Below are 21,478 nucleotides of genomic sequence, written 5' to 3' on the forward strand. Positions count from 1 at the left end.
TTACACCGCCCTCATCAGCAGGGTCGCGGCGATCAGCACCGCAGTACCTCCGAACATGGAGACCGCGTATGTGCGGGCGTAGCCGTTCTGGAGCTTGCGCAGCCGGCCGGAGAGGCCACCGACGGCGGCCGCGGTGCCGTTGACGACGCCGTCGACCAGGGTGTGGTCGACGTAGACCAGGGAGCGGGTCACGTGCGTCCCGCCGGTGACGAAGACGGCGTGGTTGAAGTCGTCCTGGAGCAGGTCACGGCGGGCCGCCCGGGTGAGGAGCGAGCCGCGCGGGGCGACCACCGGGACGGGCCTGCGGCCGTACTGGAGGTAGGCGAGCCCGACGCCGATCACCATGACGGCGACGGTGGCGGCGGTGACGGTGGCGGCGCTGAGAGGCGAGTGGCCGTGGGCGAAGCCGGTGACCGGCTCCAGCCACTCGACGAAGCCGGCGAACTCGAAGTAGGCACCTGCGGCGACGGAGCCGACGGCCAGCAGGATCATCGGGATCGTCATGGACTTCGGCGACTCGTGCGGGTGCGGCGGGTTGCCGTCCGGGTCGTTCTCCCAGCGCTTCTCGCCGAAGAAGGTCATGAGCATCACGCGGGTCATGTAGTACGCGGTGATGGCCGCGCCGAGCAGGGTGACCGCGCCGAGGATCCATCCCTCGGTGCCGCCCTTCGCGAAGGCCGCCTCGATGATCTTGTCCTTGGAGAAGAAGCCGGACAGACCGGGGAACCCGATGATCGCGAGGTAGCCGAGGCCGAAGGTGACGAAGGTGACCGGCATGTACTTCCGCAGGCCGCCGTACTTCCGCATGTCGACCTCGTCGTTCATGCCGTGCATGACCGAGCCGGCGCCGAGGAAGAGCCCGGCCTTGAAGAAGCCGTGCGTCACCAGGTGCATGATCGCGAAGACGTAACCAATGGGGCCGAGGCCGGCCGCCAGGATCATGTAGCCGATCTGCGACATCGTCGAACCGGCGAGCGCCTTCTTGATGTCGTCCTTGGCGCAACCGACGATCGCACCGAAGAGGAGCGTGACCGCGCCGACGATCGTGACGACGAGCTGCGCGTCCGGCGCCGCGTTGAAGATGTCGGCGGAGCGGACGATCAGATAGACGCCGGCGGTCACCATCGTGGCCGCGTGGATGAGGGCCGAGACCGGGGTCGGGCCCTCCATCGCGTCCCCGAGCCAGGACTGCAGCGGCACCTGGGCCGACTTGCCGCAGGCCGCGAGGAGCAGCATCAGGCCGATCGCGGTCAGGGTGCCCTGGGACGCCTCACCGGTGGAGGCGAGGACCGGCCCGAAGGTGAAGGTCCCGAAGGTGGTGAACATGATCATGATGGCGATCGAGAGGCCCATGTCACCGACGCGGTTGACGATGAAGGCCTTCTTCGCGGCGGTGGCCGCGCTGGGCTTGTGCTGCCAGAAGCCGATCAGGAGGTACGAGGCGAGGCCGACGCCCTCCCAGCCGAAGTACAGGAGCAGGTAGTTGTCGGCGAGGACGAGCAGGAGCATCGCCGCGACGAACAGGTTGAGGTAGCCGAAGAAGCGGCGGCGGCGCTCGTCGTGCTCCATGTAGCCGATGGAGTACACGTGGATGAGCGTGCCGACCCCGCTGATCAGCAGGACGAAGGTCATCGACAGCTGGTCGAGCTGGAAGGCGATGTCCGCCTGGAAGCCCTCCACCGGGATCCAGGTGTACAGCCGCTGGTACATCGCTCGGTCGTCCGCGCTCCTGCCGAGCATGTCGGCGAAGAGCGCCAGGCCGATGACGAAGGAGACGGCCGCGAGCAGGGTGCCGAGCCAGTGCCCGGACTTGTCGAGCCGCCGGCCGCCGCAGAGCAGGACGGCCGCGCCGAGCAGGGGTGCCCCGACGAGCAGCGCAATGAGATTTTCCACGGGTCAGCCCCTCACAGCTTCATCAGGCTGGCGTCGTCGACCGAGGCCGAGTGGCGGGCACGGAAGACGGACACGATGATCGCGAGCCCGACGACGACCTCCGCGGCGGCGACGACCATCGTGAAGAACGCGATGATCTGGCCGTCGAGGTTGCCGTGCATGCGGGAGAAGGTGACGAACGCGAGGTTGCAGGCGTTGAGCATCAGCTCGACGCACATGAAGACCACGATCGCGTTGCGCCGGATCAGCACCCCCGCCGCACCGATGGTGAACAGCAGGGCCGCGAGGTACAGGTAGTTGACGGGGTTCACCGGGTGGCCTCCTCTTCGTCCCGGTCCCGGCCGAGCCGCTCCTCGGAGCGCTGCTCCAGGGCCTTGAGGTCGGCGATCGCCTCGCCGGACACGTCCCGGATCTGGCCCCGCTTGCGCAGGGTCTGCATGACGGTGAGCTCCGACGGGGAGCCGTCGGGGAGCAGACCGGCGACGTCCACGGCGTTGTGCCGGGCGTAGACACCGGGCGCGGGCAGCGGCGGCACGTGCGTGCCCTGGCGGACGCGCTGCTCGGAGAGCTCGCGCTGGGTGCGGGCCCGCTCGGTGCGCTCGCGGTGCGTGAGCACCATCGCGCCGACGGCCGCGGTGATGAGGAGCGCGCCGGTGATCTCGAAGGCGAAGACGTACTTGGTGAAGATGAGGGCGGCGAGGCCCTCCACGTTTCCGCCGTACGCCGCGTTGGCCGCGCCGAGGCCGGTGAACTCGGTGAGCGAGGCCTGGCCGATGCCGGCGACCAGCAGGATGCCGAAGCCGAGCCCGCAGGCCGCGGCCCACCAGCGCTGGCCCTTGATGGTCTCCTTCAGCGAGTCCGCGGCCGTGACGCCGACCAGCATGACGATGAAGAGGAAGAGCATCATGATCGCGCCGGTGTAGACGACGATCTGGACGATGCCGAGGAAGTACGCGCCGTTGGCGAGGTAGAAGACCGCGAGGACGATCATCGTGCCGGCCAGCGACAGCGCGCTGTGCATGGCCTTCTTCATCAGGATCGTGGCGAGGGCGCCGACGACGGCGACCGTGCCGAGGACCCAGAACTGGAAGGCCTCACCGGACGACGTGGTGTACGCCGCGAGATGGGTCGCGCTCATGAGTCCGCCCCCTCCGGCTCGCCCTTCTCACCCTTGGAGACGGCGACCTGCTGGACGGTCCCGGGCGCGGCCTCGGTGACGAGGCCCCGGTAGTAGTCCTGCTCGGTCATGCCGGGGAAGATCGCGTGCGGAGAGTCGACCATGGTCTCCTCCAGACCCGCGAGCAGCTGCTCCTTGGTGTAGATCAGGTTCTCGCGGGAGGAGTCGGCCAGCTCGAACTCGTTGGTCATCGTCAGCGCGCGCGTGGGGCAGGCCTCGATGCACAGACCGCACAGGATGCAGCGGGCGTAGTTGATCTGGTAGACGCGGCCGTACCGCTCGCCGGGCGAGTAGCGCTCCTCGTCGGTGTTGTCCGCGCCCTCGACGTAGATCGCGTCGGCGGGACAGGCCCAGGCGCAGAGCTCGCAGCCGACGCACTTCTCCAGGCCGTCGGGGTGACGGTTGAGCTGGTGCCGGCCGTGGAAGCGGGGCGCCGTCGTCTTCTGCTGCTCCGGGTACTGCTCGGTCAGCCGCTTCTTGAACATGGCCTTGAAGGTCACGCCGAAGCCGGCCACCGGATTCTGGAAGTCAGACACCGTCCGTCTCCTTTCCCTCACTCGCAGGAGCTGTATCGGGGGCGCCACTGGCCACGAGGTCCCGGTCCTGCCGCGGCCTGCGCCGGGGCACGGGCGGCAGCGACTGCCCGGGCTTGGGCGGTACGGGGAAGCCTCCGGCCATCGGGTCGAAGGCGCGCGCCTTCTCCGGCGCCGCCGCCTCCGCCTTGGCCTTCCTGTCGCGGAAGGTGTCGAAGAGGAAGGAGAGCAGCAGCAGTCCGAGGACGGCGCCGGCCACGTACAGGACGATGTTGCTGAACGCGATGTTCTCGTTCCGCAGGGCCCGGACGGTGGCGACGAGCATCAGCCAGACCACGGAGACCGGGATGAGGACCTTCCACCCGAGCTTCATCAGCTGGTCGTAGCGGACGCGGGGCAGGGTGCCGCGGAGCCAGATGAAGAAGAAGAGGAGCAACTGCACCTTGAGGACGAACCAGAGCATCGGCCACCAGCCGTGGTTCGCGCCCTCCCAGAAGGTGGAGACCGGGTACGGGGCCCGCCAGCCGCCCAGGAAGAGCGTCACCGACACGGCCGAGACCGTCACCATGTTCACGTACTCGGCGAGCATGAACATCGCGAACTTGATGGACGAGTACTCGGTGTTGAAGCCGCCGACGAGGTCGCCCTCGGACTCCGGCATGTCGAAGGGGGCGCGGTTGGTCTCGCCGACCATCGTGACGATGTAGATGATGAACGACACCGGCAGCAGGATCACGAACCAGCGGTCCGCCTGCGCCTCGACGATCGCCGAGGTCGACATCGACCCGGAGTAGAGGAAGACGGAGGCGAAGGCCGCGCCCATGGCGATCTCGTACGAGATCATCTGGGCGCAGGAGCGCAGGCCGCCGAGGAGCGGGTACGTGGAGCCGGAGGACCAGCCCGCGAGGACGATGCCGTAGATGCCGACGGAGGCGACCGCGAGGACGTACAGCATCGCGATCGGCAGGTCGGTCAGCTGCATCGCCGTGCGGTGGCCGAAGATCGACACCTCGTTGCCCGCGGGCCCGAAGGGGATCACGGCGATCGCCATGAAGGCCGGGATCGCGGCGATGATCGGGGCGAGGACGTAGACGACCTTGTCGGCCTTCTTGACGATCACGTCCTCCTTGAGCATCAGCTTGATGCCGTCCGCGAGGGACTGGAGGAGGCCCCAGGGGCCGTGCCGGTTGGGGCCGACGCGCAGCTGCATCCAGGCGACGACCTTGCGCTCCCACACGATGGAGAAGAGCACGGTGACCATCAGGAAGGCGAAGCAGAAGACGGCCTTGATCAGGACGAGCCACCAGGGGTCCGTGCCGAACATGGACAGGTCTTCGGCGGCGAGGAGGGTGTTCATGCCTGCACCTCCGTCGGGGTGGCCGGGCCGATGCGGACCAGGTCTCCGGGGCGGGCGCCGGTGTCGGAGTGGACGCCGGCGCCGGCCGAGTTCAGCGGGAGCCAGACCACCCGGTCGGGCATCTCGGTGACCCGGAGCGGGAAGGCGACCGAGCCGGCCGGGCCGGTGACCTCCAGGGTGTCGCCGTCCTTGACGCCGGTGTCGGCGGCGGTGGCGGCGGAGAGGCGGGCGACGGCCGCGTGGCGGGTGCCGGCGAGGGCGGTGTCGCCCTCCTGGAGACGGCCGAGGTCGAGGAGCATCCGGTGTCCGGCGAGGACGGCCTCGCCGTCGCCGGGCCGGGGCGCGGGCCGGCCGGGCTCGGCGGGCTCGGAGGCCCGCTCCTCGGTCCAGCGGCCGAGCCGGTCCAACTCCCGTCGCGCGGACCGCAGGTCGGGCAGGGCCAGGTGGGCGTCCATGGCGTCGGCGAGCATGTGGAGCACGCGCGCGTCGGCCGGGGCGAGCGGCCTGGTCATCTGCTCGGGCTTGAGCGCGGCCTCGAAGAGGCGTGCCCTGCCCTCCCAGTTGAGGAAGGTGCCGGGCTTCTCGGCGACGGCGGCGACCGGGAGGACGACGTCGGCGCGGTCGGTGACCTCGCCGGGCCGCAGCTCCAGGGAGACCACGAAGGCCGCGTCGAGGGCCTCACGCGCGCGTGCCGGGTCGGGCAGGTCGACGACGTCGACACCGGCGACGAGCAGCGCGCCGAGTTCGCCGGTGGCCGCGGCCTCCAGGATCTGGCCGGTGTCGCGGCCGTAGCGGTGCGGGAGTTCGCGGACGCCCCAGGCGGCGGCGACCTCCTCCCGCGCGCGCGGGTCGGTCGCGGGCCGGCCGCCGGGCAGCAGCGTCGGGATCGCGCCCGCCTCCACCGCTCCGCGTTCGCCGGAGCGGCGCGGGATCCAGACGAGCCGGGCGCCGGTGGCGGCCGCGGCCCGCAGGGCTGCGGTGAGCGCGCCGGGCACGCCCGCGAGGCGCTCGCCGACGGCGATGACGGCGCCTTCCTGGCGGAGGGCCTCGGCGGCGGCGAGTCCGTCGCCTTCGAGGCTGAGCCGGGAGGTGAGGGCGTCGAGCCACTCGGTCTCGGTGCCGGGCGCGGCCGGCAGCAGCGTGCCGCCCGCCTTCTCCAGGCCGCGGGTCGCGAAGGCGGCGACCGCGTAGGTCTTCTGGCCGTGCTTGCGCCAGGCCTTGCGGAGCCGCAGGAAGACGCCCGGGGCCTCCTCCTCGGCCTCCAGGCCGACGAGGAGCACGGCCGGCGCCGCTTCGAGCGAGGTGTACGTGACGCCGCTGCCGTCCAGGTCCTTCCCGCGTCCGGCGACGGCGGAGGCCAGGAAGTCGGCCTCCTCGCCGGAGTGGACGCGGGCCCGGAAGTCGATGTCGTTGGTGTCGAGGGCGACCCGGGCGAACTTGGCGTACGCGTAGGAGTCCTCGACGGTCAGCCGGCCGCCGGCGAGGACGCCGGTGCGGCCGCGGACGAGTCCGCGGGCGGCGGCCTCCAGGGCCTCCGGCCAGGACGCCGCCTCCAGCTCACCCGTCTCGGTGTTCCGGACGAGCGGGGTGGTGAGCCGGTCGCGCTGCTGCGCGTACCGGAAGCCGAAGCGGCCCTTGTCGCAGATCCACTCCTCGTTGACCTCGGGGTCCTCGGCGGCGAGCCGCCGCATGACCTTGCCGCGCCGGTGGTCGGTGCGGGTGGCGCAGCCGCCGGCGCACTGCTCGCAGACCGACGGCGAGGAGACCAGGTCGAAGGGGCGGGAGCGGAAGCGGTAGGCGGCCGAGGTGAGGGCGCCGACCGGGCAGATCTGGATGGTGTTGCCGGAGAAGTACGACTCGAAGGGGTCGCCCTCGCCGGTGCCGACCTGCTGGAGCGCGCCGCGCTCGATCAGCTCGATCATCGGGTCGCCCGCGACCTGGTTGGAGAAGCGGGTGCAGCGGGCGCACAGGACGCAGCGCTCGCGGTCGAGCAGCACCTGGGTGGAGATCGGGACCGGCTTCTCGTAGGTGCGCTTGACGCCCTCGAAGCGGGACTCGGCCTGCCCGTGGGACATGGCCTGGTTCTGCAGGGGGCACTCGCCGCCCTTGTCGCAGACCGGGCAGTCCAGCGGGTGGTTGACGAGCAGCAGCTCCATCACGCCGTGCTGCGCCTTCTCGGCGACGGGTGAGGTGAGCTGCGACTTGACCACCATGCCGTCGGTGCACGTGATGGTGCAGGAGGCCATGGGCTTGCGCTGGCCCTCGACCTCGACGATGCACTGGCGGCAGGCGCCTGCGGGGTCGAGGAGCGGGTGGTCGCAGAAGCGCGGGATCTCGATGCCGAGCTGTTCGGCGGCGCGGATGACCAGCGTCCCCTTGGGGACGGAGATCTCGATGCCGTCGATGGTCAGCGTGACGAGGTCCTGGGGCGGGAGCGCCGCCGCGCCGCCCCCGGAGGGGGCAGACGTGGAGACTGTCATGCGTTCACCTCCGTGTTGTCTGCGCGCCGGTCGGCCCAGACGGTCGACCTGGCGGGGTCGAAGGGGCAGCCCTTGCCCGTGATGTGCTGCTCGTACTCCTCGCGGAAGTACCGGAGCGAGGAGAAGATCGGCGAGGCGGCGCCGTCACCGAGGGCGCAGAAGGACTTGCCGTTGATGTTGTCGGCGATGTCGTTGAGCTTGTCCAGGTCGGACATCTCGCCCTTGCCCGCTTCGATGTCGCGGAGCAACTGGACGAGCCAGTAGGTGCCTTCGCGACAGGGGGTGCACTTGCCGCAGGACTCGTGGGCGTAGAACTCCGTCCAGCGGGTGACGGCCCGGACGACGCAGGTCGTCTCGTCGAAGCACTGGAGGGCCTTGGTGCCGAGCATGGATCCGGCGGCGCCGACGCCCTCGTAGTCGAGGGGCACGTCGAGGTGCTCGTCGGTGAACATGGGCGTGGAGGAGCCGCCGGGGGTCCAGAACTTGAGCCGGTGGCCCGGCCGCATGCCGCCGCTCATGTCGAGGAGCTGGCGCAGCGTGATGCCGAGGGGGGCCTCGTACTGCCCGGGCGAGGCGACGTGCCCGCTGAGCGAGTAGAGCGTGAAGCCCGGGGACTTCTCGCTGCCCATCGAGGTGAACCATTCCTTGCCGCGGTGGAGGATCGCGGGAACGGACGCGATGGACTCGACGTTGTTCACGACAGTGGGGCAGGCGTACAGACCGGCGACCGCGGGGAAGGGCGGGCGCAGCCGGGGCTGGCCGCGGCGCCCTTCGAGCGAGTCGAGGAGGGCGGTCTCCTCGCCGCAGATGTACGCGCCGGCGCCGGCGTGGACGGTGAGTTCGAGGTTGAGACCGCTGCCGAGGATGTTCCGGCCGAGGTAGCCGGCCGTGTAGGCCTCGCGGACGGCCTCGTGGAGGCGGCGCAGGACGGGGACGACCTCGCCGCGCAGGTAGATGAAGGCGTGCTCGGAGCGGATCGCGTAGCAGGCGATGATCATTCCCTCGATGAGGGAGTGCGGGTTGGCGAAGAGGAGGGGGATGTCCTTGCAGGTGCCGGGCTCGGACTCGTCGGCGTTGACGACGAGGTAGTGGGGCTTGCCGTCGCCCTGCGGGATGAACTGCCACTTCATGCCGGTGGGGAAGCCGGCGCCGCCGCGGCCGCGGAGGCCGGATTCCTTGACGTAGGCGATGAGGTCGTCGGGGCTCATCGCGAGGGCCCGCTTGAGGCCCTGGTATCCCTCGTGCCGCTCGTAGGTCTCCAGGGTCCAGGAGTTGGGCTGGTCCCAGAACGCGGAGAGGACCGGGGCGAGAAGCTTCTCGGGGCTGCTGTTGTCGATCTCGGCCGCCAAGGTCATCACTCCCCCTCCTGACGGGTTGCCTCACCGCGCGGGTGGACGATTCGGTGGTGGGGCGCCTCGCCCTTGGCCAGTCGCAGTCCTACGAGGGAGGCGGGGCCCGCGCCGCCGGTGGCCTCGACGGCGCCGGGGCGCTCGTCGGGGAAGCCGGCGAGGATGCGGGCGGTCTCCTTGAAGGTGCAGAGGGGGGCGCCGCGGGTGGGTTCGACGGTCCGTCCGGCCCGCAGGTCGTCCACCATCTGCTTGGCGGACTCCGGGGTCTGGTTGTCGAAGAACTCCCAGTTGACCATCACGACCGGTGCGAAGTCGCAGGCCGCGTTGCACTCGATGTGTTCGAGGGTGATCTTGCCGTCTTCGGTCGTCTCGTTGTTGCCGACGGCGAGGTGCTGCTTGAGCTCCTCGAAGATGGCGTCGCCGCCCATGACCGCGCAGAGCGTGTTCGTACAGACGCCGACCTGGTAGTCGCCGGAGGGCTTGCGCCGGTACATCGTGTAGAAGGTGGCGACGGCGGTGACCTCGGCGGTGGTCAGGCCGAGGAGGTCGGCGCAGAACCGCATGCCGGTACGGGTCACGTGGCCCTCCTCCGACTGCACGAGGTGCAGCATCGGCAGGAGCGCGGAGCGCGAGTCCGGGTAGCGGGCGATGATCTCCCGGGCGTCCTGCTCCAGGCGCGCGTGGACCTCGGCCGGGTATTCGGGGGCGGGGAGCTGGGGCATCCCCAGGCTGACGTTCTCCGTCATCGGTCGACGCCTCCCATCACGGGGTCGATGGAGGCGACGGCGACGATGACGTCGGCGACCTGGCCGCCCTCGCACATCGCGGCCATGGCCTGGAGGTTGGTGAAGGACGGGTCGCGGAAGTGGACCCGGAAGGGGCGGGTGCCGCCGTCGGAGACGACGTGCACGCCGAGCTCGCCCTTGGGGGACTCCACGGCCGCGTAGGCCTGCCCCGGGGGGACCCGGAAGCCCTCGGTGACCAGCTTGAAGTGGTGGATCAGGGCCTCCATGGAGGTGCCCATGATCTTCTTGATGTGGTCGAGGGAGTTGCCGAGGCCGTCGGGCCCGAGCGCCAGCTGCGCGGGCCAGGCGATCTTCTTGTCGCCGACCATGACCGGGCCGGGCGCGAGCCGGTCGAGGCACTGCTCGACGATCCGCAGCGACTGGCGCATCTCCTCCAGGCGGACGAGGAAGCGTCCGTAGGAGTCGCAGGTGTCGGCGGTCGGGACGTCGAACTCGTAGTCCTCGTAGCCGCAGTACGGGTCGGTCTTGCGCAGGTCGTGCGGGAGGCCGGCGGACCGGAGGATCGGTCCGGTGGCGCCGAGGGCCATGCAGCCGGTGAGGTCGAGGTAGCCGACGTCCTGCATGCGGGCCTTGAAGATGGGGTTGCCGGTGGCGAGCTTGTCGTATTCCGGCAGGTTCTTCTTCATGGTCTTCACGAACTCGCGGACGGCGTCGACGGCGCCGGGCGGCAGGTCCTGGGCGAGGCCGCCGGGGCGGATGAACGCGTGGTTCATGCGCAGGCCGGTGATCAGCTCGTAGAGGTCCAGGATCATCTCGCGGTCCCGGAAGCCGTAGATCATGATCGTGGTGGCGCCGAGCTCCATGCCTCCGGTGGCGATGCACACCAGGTGCGAGGAGAGCCGGTTGAGCTCCATGAGGAGCACGCGGATGACGCTGGCGCGGTCCGGGATCTGGTCGGTGATGCCGAGCAGCTTCTCCACGCCGAGGCAGTACGCCGTCTCGTTGTAGAACGAGGTGAGGTAGTCCATGCGCGTGACGAAGGTGGTGCCCTGCGTCCAGGTCCGGTATTCGAGGTTCTTCTCGATGCCGGTGTGGAGGTAGCCGATGCCGCAGCGGGCCTCGGTGACGGTCTCGCCGTCGATCTCCAGGATGAGCCGGAGCACGCCGTGGGTGGACGGGTGCTGCGGGCCCATGTTGACGATGATGCGCTCGTCGTCGGCCTTGGCGGCGGACTGGACGACCTCTTCCCAGTCGCCGCCGGTCACCGTGTAGACGGCGCCTTCTGTCGTCTCCCGGGGGGAGGCGGACGGGGTGTTCACGAGTACGACCTCCGCTGGTCCGGAGCCGGGATCTGGGCGCCCTTGTACTCGACGGCGATGCCGCCGAGGGGGTAGTCCTTGCGCTGCGGGTGGCCCTGCCAGTCGTCCGGCATCATGATCCGGGTGAGGGCGGGGTGGCCGTCGAAGACGATGCCGAAGAAGTCGTACGCCTCGCGCTCGTGCCAGTCGTTCGTCGGGTAGACGGCGACGAGGGACGGGATGCGCGGGTCGGCGTCGGGCGCCGAGACCTCCAGGCGGATCAGCCTGCCGTGGGTGAGCGAGCGCAGGTGGTAGACGGCGTGCAGCTCGCGTCCCTTGTCCCCCGGGTAGTGGACGCCACAGACGCCGGTGCAGAGCTCGAAGCGGAGCGCCGGGTCGTCGCGGAGGGTGCGGGCGACCCGGACGAGGTGCTCGCGCTCGATGTGGAAGGTGAGCTCGTCGCGGTCGACGACCGTCTTCTCGATGGCGTTGGCGGGGAGCAGTCCCTGCTCCTCCAGGGCGCCTTCGAGTTCGTCGGCGACCTCGTCGAACCAGCCGCCGTAAGGGCGGGTGGCCGGGCCGGGGAGGCGGATCGAGCGGACGAGGCCGCTGTAGCCGGACGTGTCGCCGCCCTTGTCGGCGCCGAACATGCCACGCTGGAGGCGTACCTCCTCGCCGTGGTCCCCGCGCTGTCCCGGCAGGTTCTGCGCGCTGAGGTCCTTCTCGGGATTGGGTGTCTCGTCGCTCACCGGAGCAGACCCTTCAACTCAATGGTCGGCAGCGCCTTCAGCGCCGCTTCCTCCGCCTCCCGGGCCGCCTCCTCGGCGTTCACGCCGAGCTTGGAGGTCTGGATCTTCTGGTGGAGCTTGAGGATCGCGTCGAGGAGCATCTCCGGCCGCGGCGGACAGCCGGGCAGGTAGATGTCGACGGGCACGATGTGGTCGACGCCCTGCACGATCGCGTAGTTGTTGAACATGCCGCCCGAGGAGGCGCAGACGCCCATCGAGATGACCCACTTGGGGTTGGGCATCTGGTCGTAGACCTGCCGCAGGACCGGCGCCATCTTCTGGCTGACGCGGCCGGCGACGATCATGAGGTCGGCCTGGCGCGGCGAGCCGCGGAAGACCTCCATGCCGAAGCGGGCCAGGTCGTAGCGGCCGGCTCCGGTGGTCATCATCTCGATGGCGCAGCAGGCGAGGCCGAAGGTCGCGGGGAACACGGACGCCTTGCGCACCCAGCCCGCGGCCTGTTCGACCGTCGTCAGCAGAAAGCCGCTCGGGAGTTTCTCTTCGAGTCCCATTGGTGCCCCTCAGCCCCTCAGTCCCATTCCAGGCCGCCGCGTCGCCACACGTAGGCGTAGGCGACGAAGACGGTGAGCACGAAGAGCAGCATCTCCACGAGCCCGAAAAGCCCCAGGGCGTCGAAGGTGACGGCCCAGGGGTAGAGGAAGACGATCTCGATGTCGAAGACGATGAAGAGCATCGCCGTCAGGTAGTACTTGATCGGGAAGCGGCCGCCTCCGGCGGGCGTGGGTGTCGGCTCGATGCCGCACTCGTACGCCTCAAGCTTTGCCCTGTTGTACCGCTTTGGCCCGATAAGCGTGGCCATGACCACGGAGAAGATCGCAAACCCCGCACCCAGGGCACCGAGCACGAGGACGGGCGCGTACGCATTCACGCTCCTCGCTCCTTCCAGTCGTCCTTGACCGTTGGATCGCACGGCCGGACCGTGAAAGATCGCCCCCATGTGAGGCAGTTCACAAGCCCGGCTGCCCCGCATCTTATGCCTGCCCCTCTGTGATCTGCGACACGGGGTACGCCAAGGAGTTTGTGATCTCCACCACCTGACGAAGGATCATGAAGCCGGATGAGCAGTGATCTTGTTGCGCGAAGCGCCCAGGTGATCACCAGATGTGACATCCGTACCGGAAGTCGCTGCTCGGAGGGGGTGGCGCACTATCAAGCCATGGCCCATACAGGCAAATTGGCGATGGGATGGATCGGGGTGATAAAGCAAGCCGCCGTCGCCCGGTCGGGGGGTCCTGCGTACGGAGGTGGACGCGTGCACGCGTTCACGAGCGGGAGTGTGACCTGCGTCACGCATCAAAGGGCCCCGGAAAAGCGGGGCTTGGCCACAGAGGTGAAGAGGTGGTAAGCGACGGGCAATTCGGACGTTTTATTGAAAACACATGATCAAGGGCGCGATGGGGCGTGCCCGATTTGCCCGTTACGGCGTCAATAAGGGCGCCAGGGAACCGGATTCAGCCATTCCCTGGGCAACTGTGGCGCAGCCCACGTTTCTTGAAGGGAACCGCCAAGCCCTGATAGCGGTTGTTCCCATGTCCCACTCCGCTCACATACCCAGCCACCGGAAGCCCCGCCGCAGCGCCTCGAAGCTCGCGCTCCGCGCCGGAGTTGCCGGTGGCGTCCTCGGCACCATCGCGGTGGCCGGTGCTGCCGGTCCGGCGAATGCCGAGCCGGTGACCGAGACCATCGAAATGCCCACGCTCGGATCCCTCGACACCGCGGGCCTGGCGAGCGCTGTCGCCGCCTCGGCCGAGGCCTCCCAGCAGGAGGCCCTCGACCAGAGCCTGGAGACCCAGGAGAACGCGGCCCTGCAGAAGGCCGCGAAGGAAGCCAAGAAGGCCAAGGCCGAGGCGGACCGCAAGGCCGAGGCCGAGCGCGCCGAGAAGGCCCGCGCCGAGGCCGAGGCCAAGGCGAAGGCCGAGCAGGAGCGCAAGGAGGCCGAGGAGCGCGCCTCCCGCGACCGTGAGCGCACCCAGCTCTCGACCGCCTCCACGAGCGGCAGCAGCTCCACCGTCTCGGACTCCGGCTCCTCCGGCTCGGGCTCCTCCGGCACCTCGGACAGCGGCTCCTCCACGGGCAGCAGCAGCAACGAGACGCAGGCCCCCTCCGGCTCCGCCGCCGCGATCGTGGCCTTCGCGCGCGCCCAGATCGGCGACGCGTACGTCATGGGCGGCACCGGCCCCAACTCCTGGGACTGCTCGGGCCTCGTCCAGGCCGCCTACCGCCAGGCCAACATCGACCTGCCGCGCATCTCCAGCAGCCAGTCGAGCATGGGCACCTCCGTCTCGCTGAGCAACCTCCAGCCGGGCGACATCCTGTACTGGGGCAGCCGCAGCGGCTCGTACCACGTCGCCATCTACGTCGGCGGCGGCAAGTACGTCGGCGCGCAGAACCCGTCCACGGGCGTCGTCGAGCGCTCGCTCGACTGGGACACCCCGTCGGGCGCCGTCCGGATCCTCTGATCCGCCGCACGACCGAGCACAGCACGAAGGGCCGTCACTCCTCGGGGGAGAGACGGTCCTTCGTCGTGTCCGGCCCGGATCAGTGGCGGAGCGCCTCGGCCGGTTCGACGCGGGAGGCCCGCCAGGCCGGGTAGAGCCCGGCGACCACACCCGTGGCCAGACCGATCAGCGGCGCCGCGACGACGGCCGCGGGATGGACGACCGGGGTCCAGTCCCGGGCCAGCGCCACCCCGATCACCGTGCACACCCCCAGTGCCGTCCCGACGAGCCCGCCGATCGCGCCCAGGGCCCCGGACTCCGTGAGGAACTGGACGGTGACGTGCCGCGCCCGGGCGCCCAGGGCCCGCCGCAGACCGATCTCACCGGTCCGCTCCAGGACCGCGACCAGGGTGGTGTTGGCGATGCCGACCGCGCCGATCACCAGACAGACCCCGGCGAGCAGCAGGAACAGCTGGTCGAGGTCGCCGGTGACGCCCGCCCGCAGCGCCCTCGGGTCCGGCGGCGGGACGGCCTTCAGATACTCCGGATGGTCCGGGCGGAGCGCGACCGGGGCCTCGTGGGCGATCTGCCGGGCCGCCCCGGTCTCCGTGGCGACGAGCATCCGCGCCTCACCGGCCCCGGGTGGCCCCCACATCCGCTCGGCGGTCGTACGGGGCACGCTGACCGACATCAGCACGTCCGGCCTGCGCTCGACGTCGTCGACGATGCCGGCCACCACGAACGGCTCGTCGCCGATGAACACCGCGGGCCGGGTCTCCAGCGTGGTGATGCCGAGCCGGGCCGCGACGGACGCCCCGATGACCGCGACCGGCTGGGCCTCGGCCGAGGCGAACTCGTCGTAGAGCCGGCCCTGCGCGAGACGGGGGACGGCGGCCCGCAGCGCCCCGGGCGAGGCGGCGACCACGTCGACGGGGACGCCGTCGGCGCCGTCGCCCACGGGGGCGGCGCGCACGGTGACCTCCGGGCCGAGCCGGACCGTCCAGTAGACCCCGGCGTCCCGGACGCCGCCGAGCCGCCCGATCCGGGCGTCCGCGTCGGCGGGGAAGGCGGGGCCGGCGAACTCGTCCTGCTCCTGGGCGATGTCCTCGACGGTGACCTCGGTGGCGGTCAGCAGGTCGAACCGGGAGTCGATCCGGGACGACGTGGTCGCCGTCAGGCCGAGGATCGCGACGAAGGTGCCGACGCCGAGGACGGTGCCGAGCGCGGTGAGCACGGACCGGCCGGGCCGCTGGAGCATGCCGGCGACGGCCTCGGAGAGCGCGTCGCGGGGGGTGAGACGGGAGGGTTCGACGAGCCGGCCGGCACGGGGGCGGCGGCTTCTCATGCGCGGTCCCGATCCGCGCGGGGTGCGGTGTCCCCGGGCCGTTCGCTCAGGACGCCGTCGCGGATCGTGACCGTGCGCCCGGCGCGGGCGGCGACCTCGCTGTCGTGGGTGATGACGACGACCGTCATGCCGGAGGCGTGGAGTTCGCCGAGGAGCGCGAGGACCGTCTCCGCGTTGCCGGAGTCGAGGTTTCCGGTCGGCTCGTCGCAGAGCAGCAGCGAGGGCCGGCCCGCCAGCGCGCGGGCGATGGCGACGCGCTGGCGCTCGCCGCCCGAGAGGCGGCCCGGGAGCGCGTCGACGCGGTGGGCGAGGCCGACGCGGGCGAGCGCCTCCCTGGCCCGGCTGCGGCGTTCGGCGCGGGGCACGGCCGAGTACACCATCGAGAGCATGACGTTCTCCGTGGCGCTGCGGTGCGGCATGAGGTGGAACGCCTGGAAGACGAAGCCGATGCGACGGCCGCGCAGGGCGGTCCGATCGCCGTCGGAGAGGGCGGCGGTGTCGATGCCGTCGAGGCGGTAGGTGCCCTCGGTGGGGGCGTCGAGGAGGCCGGCGACGTTCAGGAAGGTGGACTTGCCGGAGCCGGAGGGGCCGACTACGGCGACGAACTCGCCGTGGTGAAGGGTGAGTTCGCAGGGGCGCAGGGCCTGGACGGGGGGCGGGCCGGGGTAGGTGAGACCGACCTGACGGAACTCGACCACGGGGGTGGGCAGGGAGGACGGGGTGTACGGGGTGGGGGCCGCGTCCGGCGTGGGGTGCGGGGTCGGGGCGGGGGGTGGTGCCGGGGCGGGGGGTGGTGCCGGGCGTCGGGGCCATCGGCCTCGTACGAGCGGGGTCACTTCTCTGCCCCGCCGTCCTGGGCGGCGCCGGTGGCGGCCACCCCGGTCACGACCTCGGCGCCCTCCGCCAGGGCGCCCGCCCTGAGCGGTACGACCTCGACGTAACCGTCCCCCAGGGTGCCGGTCCGCACCTCGACGGGGTTCCGGCGCCCGTTCGCGTCGACGACGGTGACCAGGGTCCGGCCGTCCGCGCCCGCCGAGACGGCGGTGACGGGGACGACGAGGGCCTCGCCGTCCGTGGAGGCCGCCTCGATCGTCAGCCGTACGTCCTGGCCGGCGAGGGCGGGCGGGATCTCCTTCGCGGGCAGGGCGGTGAAGAGGAATCCGGCCGGGCCCTTCGCGGGGGCGGCGCCCTCCCGGCCCTCTCCCCCGCCGCCGTCCTGCGCGGCCTCGGGCGACGTGGGCGTCGAGGCGACGCTCGCCACCTCGGCGGTGAGTTCGGTACCGGTCACCTCGTCGACGACCCGGACCTTCTGACCGGGACGGACCATGCCCCTCTGGTGGTCCTGGAGGAGGCCCTGCGCGAGGAGCCTGCCGGAGGAGAGCGAGACCAGCGTCCCGGAGGCCTGTGACCCGGGGCGCACGGCGGCCGACGCCACGCGGGCGGGGAACCGCTCCACGAAGACGACCTCCCCCGCCGGGACCATCGGCCCCGCCGCGGCCCACGCCTTGCCGAGCGCGGTACGGGCCTCGGCCAGGTCCTCGGCGGCCCGGTCCCGGGACTTGCGCAGGTTCTTCCGCTGCGCCTGGTCCTTGTTCTCGGCGAGCGCGTCAGCGGCGTCCTCGACGGCCCGCTCGGCGGCCGTCACGGCGGCGGTCGCCGTGTCCACGCCGGCGCCGTCGTCGTCCACGGCCGGACGCGGGTCGTAGCCGGCGGCGAGGTAGAACCCCTCGACGGCGGCCTTCGTCCCCTCCCCGTACGTCCCCTCCGGATCCCCGCCCCGGCCGAAGCCGAGCCCCACCAGCGCGGCCTGGAGCTGGGCCACGTCGTCACCGGTCGCGCCCGGCTTGAGGTCCCGGTACACGGGCAGCCGCCCCGGCAGGACGAAGAGCGGCCGGCCGGATATCTCCAGGAGGACCTGCCCCGGCCGGACCGCCGCCCCGACGGCGAACGGCACCTTGGTGACGACGGGCGTCCCGCCCTCGCCCCCGGACACGACCGGCGCGACCTGCACCGTCTGCCCCGCGGTGACCGTGCCGCGCAGCACCACCGTCTCGTGCAGGACGCGGCGCTCGACGGGCGCGGTGAGCACGTCGGCCGGCGGCGCGGCCGCGTCCGCGGCGACCTGGGCGGGCGACTTGATCACCGTCCCGGCGAAGGCGCCGGCGGCGGTGAGCACGACGGCTCCGACGACGAGGCCGCCGATCCAGAGGCGGCCGCGGCGAAGGTGGTGGTGAGCGGCGGCAGGGGCGGGGTCGGCGGCGGAGGCAGGGGCGGGGCCGGCGGCGGAGGCAGGGGCGGAGCCGGCGGCGGCGGTGTCCGTGACGGCGGTCGTGGTGTCCGCGCCGGGGGCCTCAGGTGGTCTCATCGCCGCACTTGCTCTGGACGGCGTTGTCGTTCATGTCCGCCGGGATCTCGCCGGTCTTCGGGTCGGGGTCGGGCCAGTCGGGGTACCCGTTGCGCCGGTAGCAGTCCGCGAGCTTCTGCTGCTGTTTCAACACCGCCGGGTCGACGGGGAGTTCGGCGGGAACGAGACTCTCGCACTTCTCCTGGGCGTCGAGCATCACCCTTCTCGGCTGCTTGTCGAGGGCGTCCTTGTCCACGACCCAGTAGCCGGGGCGCGCCTCCTTGAGCTTCACCCCGTTCTCGCCGAGGCACTCCGTGTGCTCGACGTAGGCGGCCTCGACCGGTGAGAGCTCGGGCTCCGAGGTGCACCCGGTGACCGCGCACCCGAGGGCCGCGAGGAGCAGCGGGGCGGTGAGCAAACGTCTCATGGGTGCACGTCCTTCTGCCTTCTGCGGGGAGGCGTTCCCGGCGGTGGGGCCGCGCCCGGAGCCGGCGGCGCGAGGCGCCTGCTCGGCTCGGCACGGAAGGGACCGGGCACGGCGTACAGGTGCTCGATCGGCGTCACTCTAACCACAGGGAGAAGGGGGCGTCGATTCCCAACTTTCCCTCGGCGCACGCCTCTTGTTCATGTGTGGACGACTTGCAGCAGAAGGCTTCGGCCGACCTGACATATTCGCCGCGGGGGCACGCCCGAAGGCCGGGGGAAGGATCGCTGGTCGGCGGCGCGCGGGAGCCCTCATGCCGCCGTTCGCGATTCCCGACGGTTGACCGATTCCGCTTCCGTCACGTGGACTTCACCCTCGGCACTCACTGCTTCACCCACAGTTCTCCCTTCGTACCGAAAGGCCAGAACCTTGAAGAGCAGCACGCTTCGCCGGACCCTCGCGACCGCCGTCGCCCTCGGCGCCCTCGGCACGGGCTCCCTGGTGACCGCCGCGCCCGCCTCCGCGGCGATGAAGGACGGCCGCGCGGACTTCGGCGAGTTCATCCTGCACTACTCCGCCGGCCTGGACGAGTCGTGGACGGACTTCGCCTGGGACGAGGACTACCTCTTCAACGACCGCTTCATCACACCCGGCAGCGGCTACAACCAGGCCGTGGACAACAACGCCGAGTCGTACCTGAACCGGGCGGACTTCACCTGGTACGTGTACACCGGCGCCGTCCACACGGGGAACGAGGGATGGCTTCCGGACTACTACCTGGGCGACTTCTCCTCCAACTTCAAGAACCAGGTCTCGTCGATCTACAACAACGACGCCAACTGAGCCTGCTTCACCGGCAGTCCACCCCTCCCCGGAGTCGACCATGCATCCCCGCACGTCCCGTCCGGCCGCCGCGCTCCTGCTGAGTGCCGGGCTGCTGCTCACCGCCTGCTCGACCGGTGAGCCCTCCGCCTCCGCCGACCCGGCGCCGCTGTCCGACCCGTCCAGGGTGTCCGCCGCACAGCTGGTGTACCCCCTGGACCCGTACAAGGCGACGGACGAACAGCGGCGCGCCCTGGAGAAGGCTCAGGACCTGCTGGCGGTGGACTGCATGAAGCGGCTCGGGATCACGTACAGGCCCGCGGCCCGGCCTGTGCCCGCGGCCAGGAGCACGCAGCGGTACGGACTCACGGACGAGGTCAGGGCGGCCCGGTACGGCTACGGCACGCCCGGCTACGTACCGGATTCCGCGGGGCCCCGCTCGGACCCGCTCACCCCGGCCGAGCGCCTGGCGCTGAGCGGCCCGCCGCTGGAGTCCAAGCCGGGGGGCGGCATGAAACTGCCCCCGCGCACCCTGGAGGAGCAGCGCAGGACCGACAGCGGCCGGACGGTCAACGGGAAGAAGGTCCCGGCGGGCGGCTGCGGCCGGGAGGCACACCTGCGGCTGTACGCGGAGAAGAAGGAGCCCGAGGACCTGCTCTACGTCTTCGGGATGGAGGGCGAGGCGCTCACCCGGGCCAAGGCGTCCCCGAAGGTCGCGGCGGCCGTCAAGGCGTGGTCCGCGTGCATGGCGGAGAAGGGCTACCGCGTCACCGACCCCATGGCGCCGCACAAGGAGCTCGGGCTGAACCCCGAGGGCGAGGCCGACCTGAGCACCCCGAAGGCCGTCGCCGCCGCGAAGCAGGACGTCGCCTGCAAGAAGCGGGTGCGTCTCGTGGGCCTCTGGTACGAGGCCGAGGTCGGCTTCCAGCGGGAGCTCATGGAGGAGCACGCGGAGACCCTGAAGCAGGTGAGGACCGAGCACGAGGAACGGATCAGGAAGGCCGCGAAGGTCAACGGCAACTGAGGAACGGCGGTGCCTCCCCTCCCCCGTGGGGAGAGGAGGCACCGCCGGTGGGTTCAGGCCTTCGGGGCCACCTTCGAGAGGCCGTTGATGATGCGGTCCATCGCGTCGCCGCCGGTCGGGTCCGTGAGGTTCGCCAGCATCTTGAGCGTGAACTTCATCAGCAGCGGGTGGGTCAGACCGCGCTGGGTCGCGATCTTCATGACCTTCGGGTTGCCGATGAGCTTCACGAAGGCGCGGCCGAGCGTGTAGTAGCCGCCGTAGGTGTCCTTGAGGACCTGCGGGTAGTTCCGCAGGGCCAGTTCGCGCTGCGCCGGGGTCGTGCGGGCGTGGGCCTGGACGATGACGTCGGCCGCGATCTGGCCGGACTCCATGGCGTACGCGATGCCCTCGCCGTTGAACGGATTGACCATGCCGCCGGCGTCGCCGACGAGCAGCAGGCCCTTCGTGTAGTGCGGCTGGCGGTTGAAGGCCATCGGGAGGGCGGCGCCGCGGATCGGCGTCGTCATGTTCTCCGGGGTGTAGCCCCAGTCCTCCGGCATCGAGGCGCACCAGGCCTTGAGCACCTCGCGCCAGTCCAGCTCGCGGAAGGCGGAGGAGGAGTTGAGGATGCCGAGGCCGACGTTGGAGGTGCCGTCACCCATGCCGAAGATCCAGCCGTAGCCGGGGAGCAGCCGGTCCTGCGGGCCGCGGCGGTCCCACAGCTCCAGCCAGGACTCCAGGTAGTCGTCGTCGTGCCGGGGGCTGGTGAAGTACGTGCGGACGGCGACGCCCATCGGGCGGTCCTCGCGGCGGTGCAGGCCCATGGCGAGCGAGAGCCGCGTGGAGTTGCCGTCGGCGGCGACGACGAGCGGGGCGTGGAAGGTGACCGGGGTCTTCTCCTCGCCGAGCTTGGCCTCGACTCCGGTGATGCGGCCGGTGCGGTCGTCGACGATCGGGGCGCCGACGTTGCAGCGCTCGTACAGCCGGGCGCCGGCCTTCTGCGCCTGCCGGGCGAGCTGCTCGTCGAAGTCGTCGCGCTTGCGGACGAGTCCGTAGTCCGGGTACGAGGCGAGCTCAGGCCAGTCGAGCTCCAGACGGACGCCGCCGCCGATGATCCGCAGGCCCTTGTTCCGCAGCCAGCCGGCCTCTTCGGAGATGTCGATGCCCATGGAGACGAGCTGCTTGGTGGCGCGGGGGGTGAGGCCGTCGCCGCAGACCTTCTCGCGGGGGAAGGCGGTCTTCTCCAGGAGCAGGACGTCGAGTCCGGCCTTGGCCAGGTAGTACGCGGTGGTGGAGCCGGCCGGGCCCGCCCCGACGACGATCACATCTGCGGTGTGCTCGGAGAGGGGCTGCTCGGTCACGGCGGAGTCTCCCGGAGTTCGGCGACAAAGAAGGGGATGAGACGTATCGCAGTCTATGGGGGGCCGGTGCGGGAGAAACGGAGGGTCACCCCACCGCTT

General features: G+C 70.9%; 20 protein-coding genes. 3 read left to right on the forward strand and 17 right to left on the reverse strand.

Annotated features, from left to right (window positions below):
• The 12 genes from nuoL to IE124_RS08620 are packed head-to-tail and all read right to left on the reverse strand — an operon-like array spanning nt 1 to nt 12,510.
• Nucleotides 1–1,893, reverse strand: coding sequence for an NADH-quinone oxidoreductase subunit L (nuoL, locus tag IE124_RS08565; RefSeq protein ID WP_189506495.1), 1,893 nt, complete (start codon nt 1,891–1,893; stop codon nt 1–3).
• An 11-nt stretch (nt 1,894–1,904) separates the two neighbouring features.
• Nucleotides 1,905–2,204, reverse strand: coding sequence for an NADH-quinone oxidoreductase subunit NuoK (gene nuoK, locus IE124_RS08570; RefSeq protein WP_017239464.1), 300 nt, complete (start codon nt 2,202–2,204; stop codon nt 1,905–1,907).
• Nucleotides 2,201–3,031, reverse strand: coding sequence for an NADH-quinone oxidoreductase subunit J (locus IE124_RS08575; protein ID WP_189506497.1), 831 nt, complete (start codon nt 3,029–3,031; stop codon nt 2,201–2,203). Before IE124_RS08575 ends, nuoK begins: the two co-directional genes overlap by 4 nt.
• The gene (nuoI, locus tag IE124_RS08580; protein WP_189506499.1) at nt 3,028–3,606 is read right to left on the reverse strand and encodes an NADH-quinone oxidoreductase subunit NuoI; all 579 of its coding nucleotides are present in this window, start codon (nt 3,604–3,606) and stop codon (nt 3,028–3,030) included. The genes IE124_RS08575 and nuoI overlap by 4 nt, the downstream gene beginning before the upstream one ends.
• On the reverse strand, nt 3,599–4,960 hold the full coding sequence (nuoH, locus tag IE124_RS08585) for an NADH-quinone oxidoreductase subunit NuoH (protein ID WP_189506501.1): 1,362 nt from the start codon (nt 4,958–4,960) through the stop codon (nt 3,599–3,601). Before nuoH ends, nuoI begins: the two co-directional genes overlap by 8 nt.
• The gene (locus IE124_RS08590) at nt 4,957–7,440 is read right to left on the reverse strand and encodes an NADH-quinone oxidoreductase subunit G (RefSeq protein ID WP_189506504.1); all 2,484 of its coding nucleotides are present in this window, start codon (nt 7,438–7,440) and stop codon (nt 4,957–4,959) included. The genes nuoH and IE124_RS08590 overlap by 4 nt, the downstream gene beginning before the upstream one ends.
• Nucleotides 7,437–8,795, reverse strand: coding sequence for an NADH-quinone oxidoreductase subunit NuoF (gene nuoF, locus IE124_RS08595; protein ID WP_189506506.1), 1,359 nt, complete (start codon nt 8,793–8,795; stop codon nt 7,437–7,439). The genes IE124_RS08590 and nuoF overlap by 4 nt, the downstream gene beginning before the upstream one ends.
• On the reverse strand, nt 8,795–9,535 hold the full coding sequence (gene nuoE / locus IE124_RS08600; protein ID WP_189506507.1) for an NADH-quinone oxidoreductase subunit NuoE: 741 nt from the start codon (nt 9,533–9,535) through the stop codon (nt 8,795–8,797). The genes nuoF and nuoE overlap by 1 nt, the downstream gene beginning before the upstream one ends.
• Complete coding sequence (locus IE124_RS08605) at nt 9,532–10,854, reverse strand: NADH-quinone oxidoreductase subunit D (RefSeq protein ID WP_189506509.1); 1,323 nt, start codon at nt 10,852–10,854, stop codon at nt 9,532–9,534. The genes nuoE and IE124_RS08605 overlap by 4 nt, the downstream gene beginning before the upstream one ends.
• Nucleotides 10,851–11,582, reverse strand: coding sequence for an NADH-quinone oxidoreductase subunit C (locus tag IE124_RS08610; protein ID WP_189506511.1), 732 nt, complete (start codon nt 11,580–11,582; stop codon nt 10,851–10,853). Before IE124_RS08610 ends, IE124_RS08605 begins: the two co-directional genes overlap by 4 nt.
• Nucleotides 11,579–12,133, reverse strand: a complete 555-nt coding sequence (locus tag IE124_RS08615; protein ID WP_024756031.1) for a NuoB/complex I 20 kDa subunit family protein — start codon at nt 12,131–12,133, stop codon at nt 11,579–11,581. The genes IE124_RS08610 and IE124_RS08615 overlap by 4 nt, the downstream gene beginning before the upstream one ends.
• Nucleotides 12,134–12,150: 17 nt before the next feature.
• Nucleotides 12,151–12,510, reverse strand: a complete 360-nt coding sequence (locus tag IE124_RS08620) for an NADH-quinone oxidoreductase subunit A (RefSeq protein ID WP_019888619.1) — start codon at nt 12,508–12,510, stop codon at nt 12,151–12,153.
• A 661-nt stretch (nt 12,511–13,171) separates the two neighbouring features.
• Between IE124_RS08620 and IE124_RS08625 the strand changes: the two genes are divergently transcribed.
• The gene (locus IE124_RS08625; protein WP_189506513.1) at nt 13,172–14,101 is read left to right on the forward strand and encodes a C40 family peptidase; all 930 of its coding nucleotides are present in this window, start codon (nt 13,172–13,174) and stop codon (nt 14,099–14,101) included.
• Between the two features lie 79 nt (nt 14,102–14,180).
• Here IE124_RS08625 and IE124_RS08630 read toward each other — a convergent pair whose 3' ends face one another.
• The 4 genes from IE124_RS08630 to IE124_RS08645 all read right to left on the reverse strand — a co-directional run bounded on the left by IE124_RS08630 (nt 14,181) and on the right by IE124_RS08645 (nt 18,196).
• A complete protein-coding gene (locus IE124_RS08630; RefSeq protein ID WP_189506515.1) occupies nt 14,181–15,425 on the reverse strand; it encodes an ABC transporter permease in 1,245 nt (414 codons plus the stop codon).
• Nucleotides 15,422–16,135, reverse strand: coding sequence for an ABC transporter ATP-binding protein (locus tag IE124_RS08635; protein ID WP_229832335.1), 714 nt, complete (start codon nt 16,133–16,135; stop codon nt 15,422–15,424). Before IE124_RS08635 ends, IE124_RS08630 begins: the two co-directional genes overlap by 4 nt.
• A gap of 122 nt (nt 16,136–16,257) precedes the next feature.
• Nucleotides 16,258–17,790: a peptidoglycan-binding protein gene (locus IE124_RS08640; RefSeq protein WP_189506519.1), complete on the reverse strand. Its 1,533-nt coding sequence runs from the start codon at nt 17,788–17,790 to the stop codon at nt 16,258–16,260.
• Nucleotides 17,777–18,196 (reverse strand): hypothetical protein, encoded by a 420-nt coding sequence (locus tag IE124_RS08645; RefSeq protein ID WP_189506521.1) that lies wholly within the window; start codon nt 18,194–18,196, stop codon nt 17,777–17,779. The genes IE124_RS08640 and IE124_RS08645 overlap by 14 nt, the downstream gene beginning before the upstream one ends.
• A gap of 426 nt (nt 18,197–18,622) precedes the next feature.
• Between IE124_RS08645 and IE124_RS08650 the strand changes: the two genes are divergently transcribed.
• Nucleotides 18,623–19,036, forward strand: coding sequence for a hypothetical protein (locus IE124_RS08650; RefSeq protein WP_189506523.1), 414 nt, complete (start codon nt 18,623–18,625; stop codon nt 19,034–19,036).
• A gap of 40 nt (nt 19,037–19,076) precedes the next feature.
• Nucleotides 19,077–20,039, forward strand: a complete 963-nt coding sequence (locus tag IE124_RS08655; protein ID WP_189506525.1) for a hypothetical protein — start codon at nt 19,077–19,079, stop codon at nt 20,037–20,039.
• A 53-nt stretch (nt 20,040–20,092) separates the two neighbouring features.
• Here IE124_RS08655 and IE124_RS08660 read toward each other — a convergent pair whose 3' ends face one another.
• The gene (locus IE124_RS08660; protein ID WP_189506527.1) at nt 20,093–21,379 is read right to left on the reverse strand and encodes a geranylgeranyl reductase family protein; all 1,287 of its coding nucleotides are present in this window, start codon (nt 21,377–21,379) and stop codon (nt 20,093–20,095) included.
• Nucleotides 21,380–21,478 lie beyond the last annotated feature (99 nt).

The organism is Streptomyces narbonensis, assembly GCF_014649015.1.
GTDB classification, from domain to species: Bacteria; Actinomycetota; Actinomycetes; order Streptomycetales; family Streptomycetaceae; genus Streptomyces; species Streptomyces narbonensis.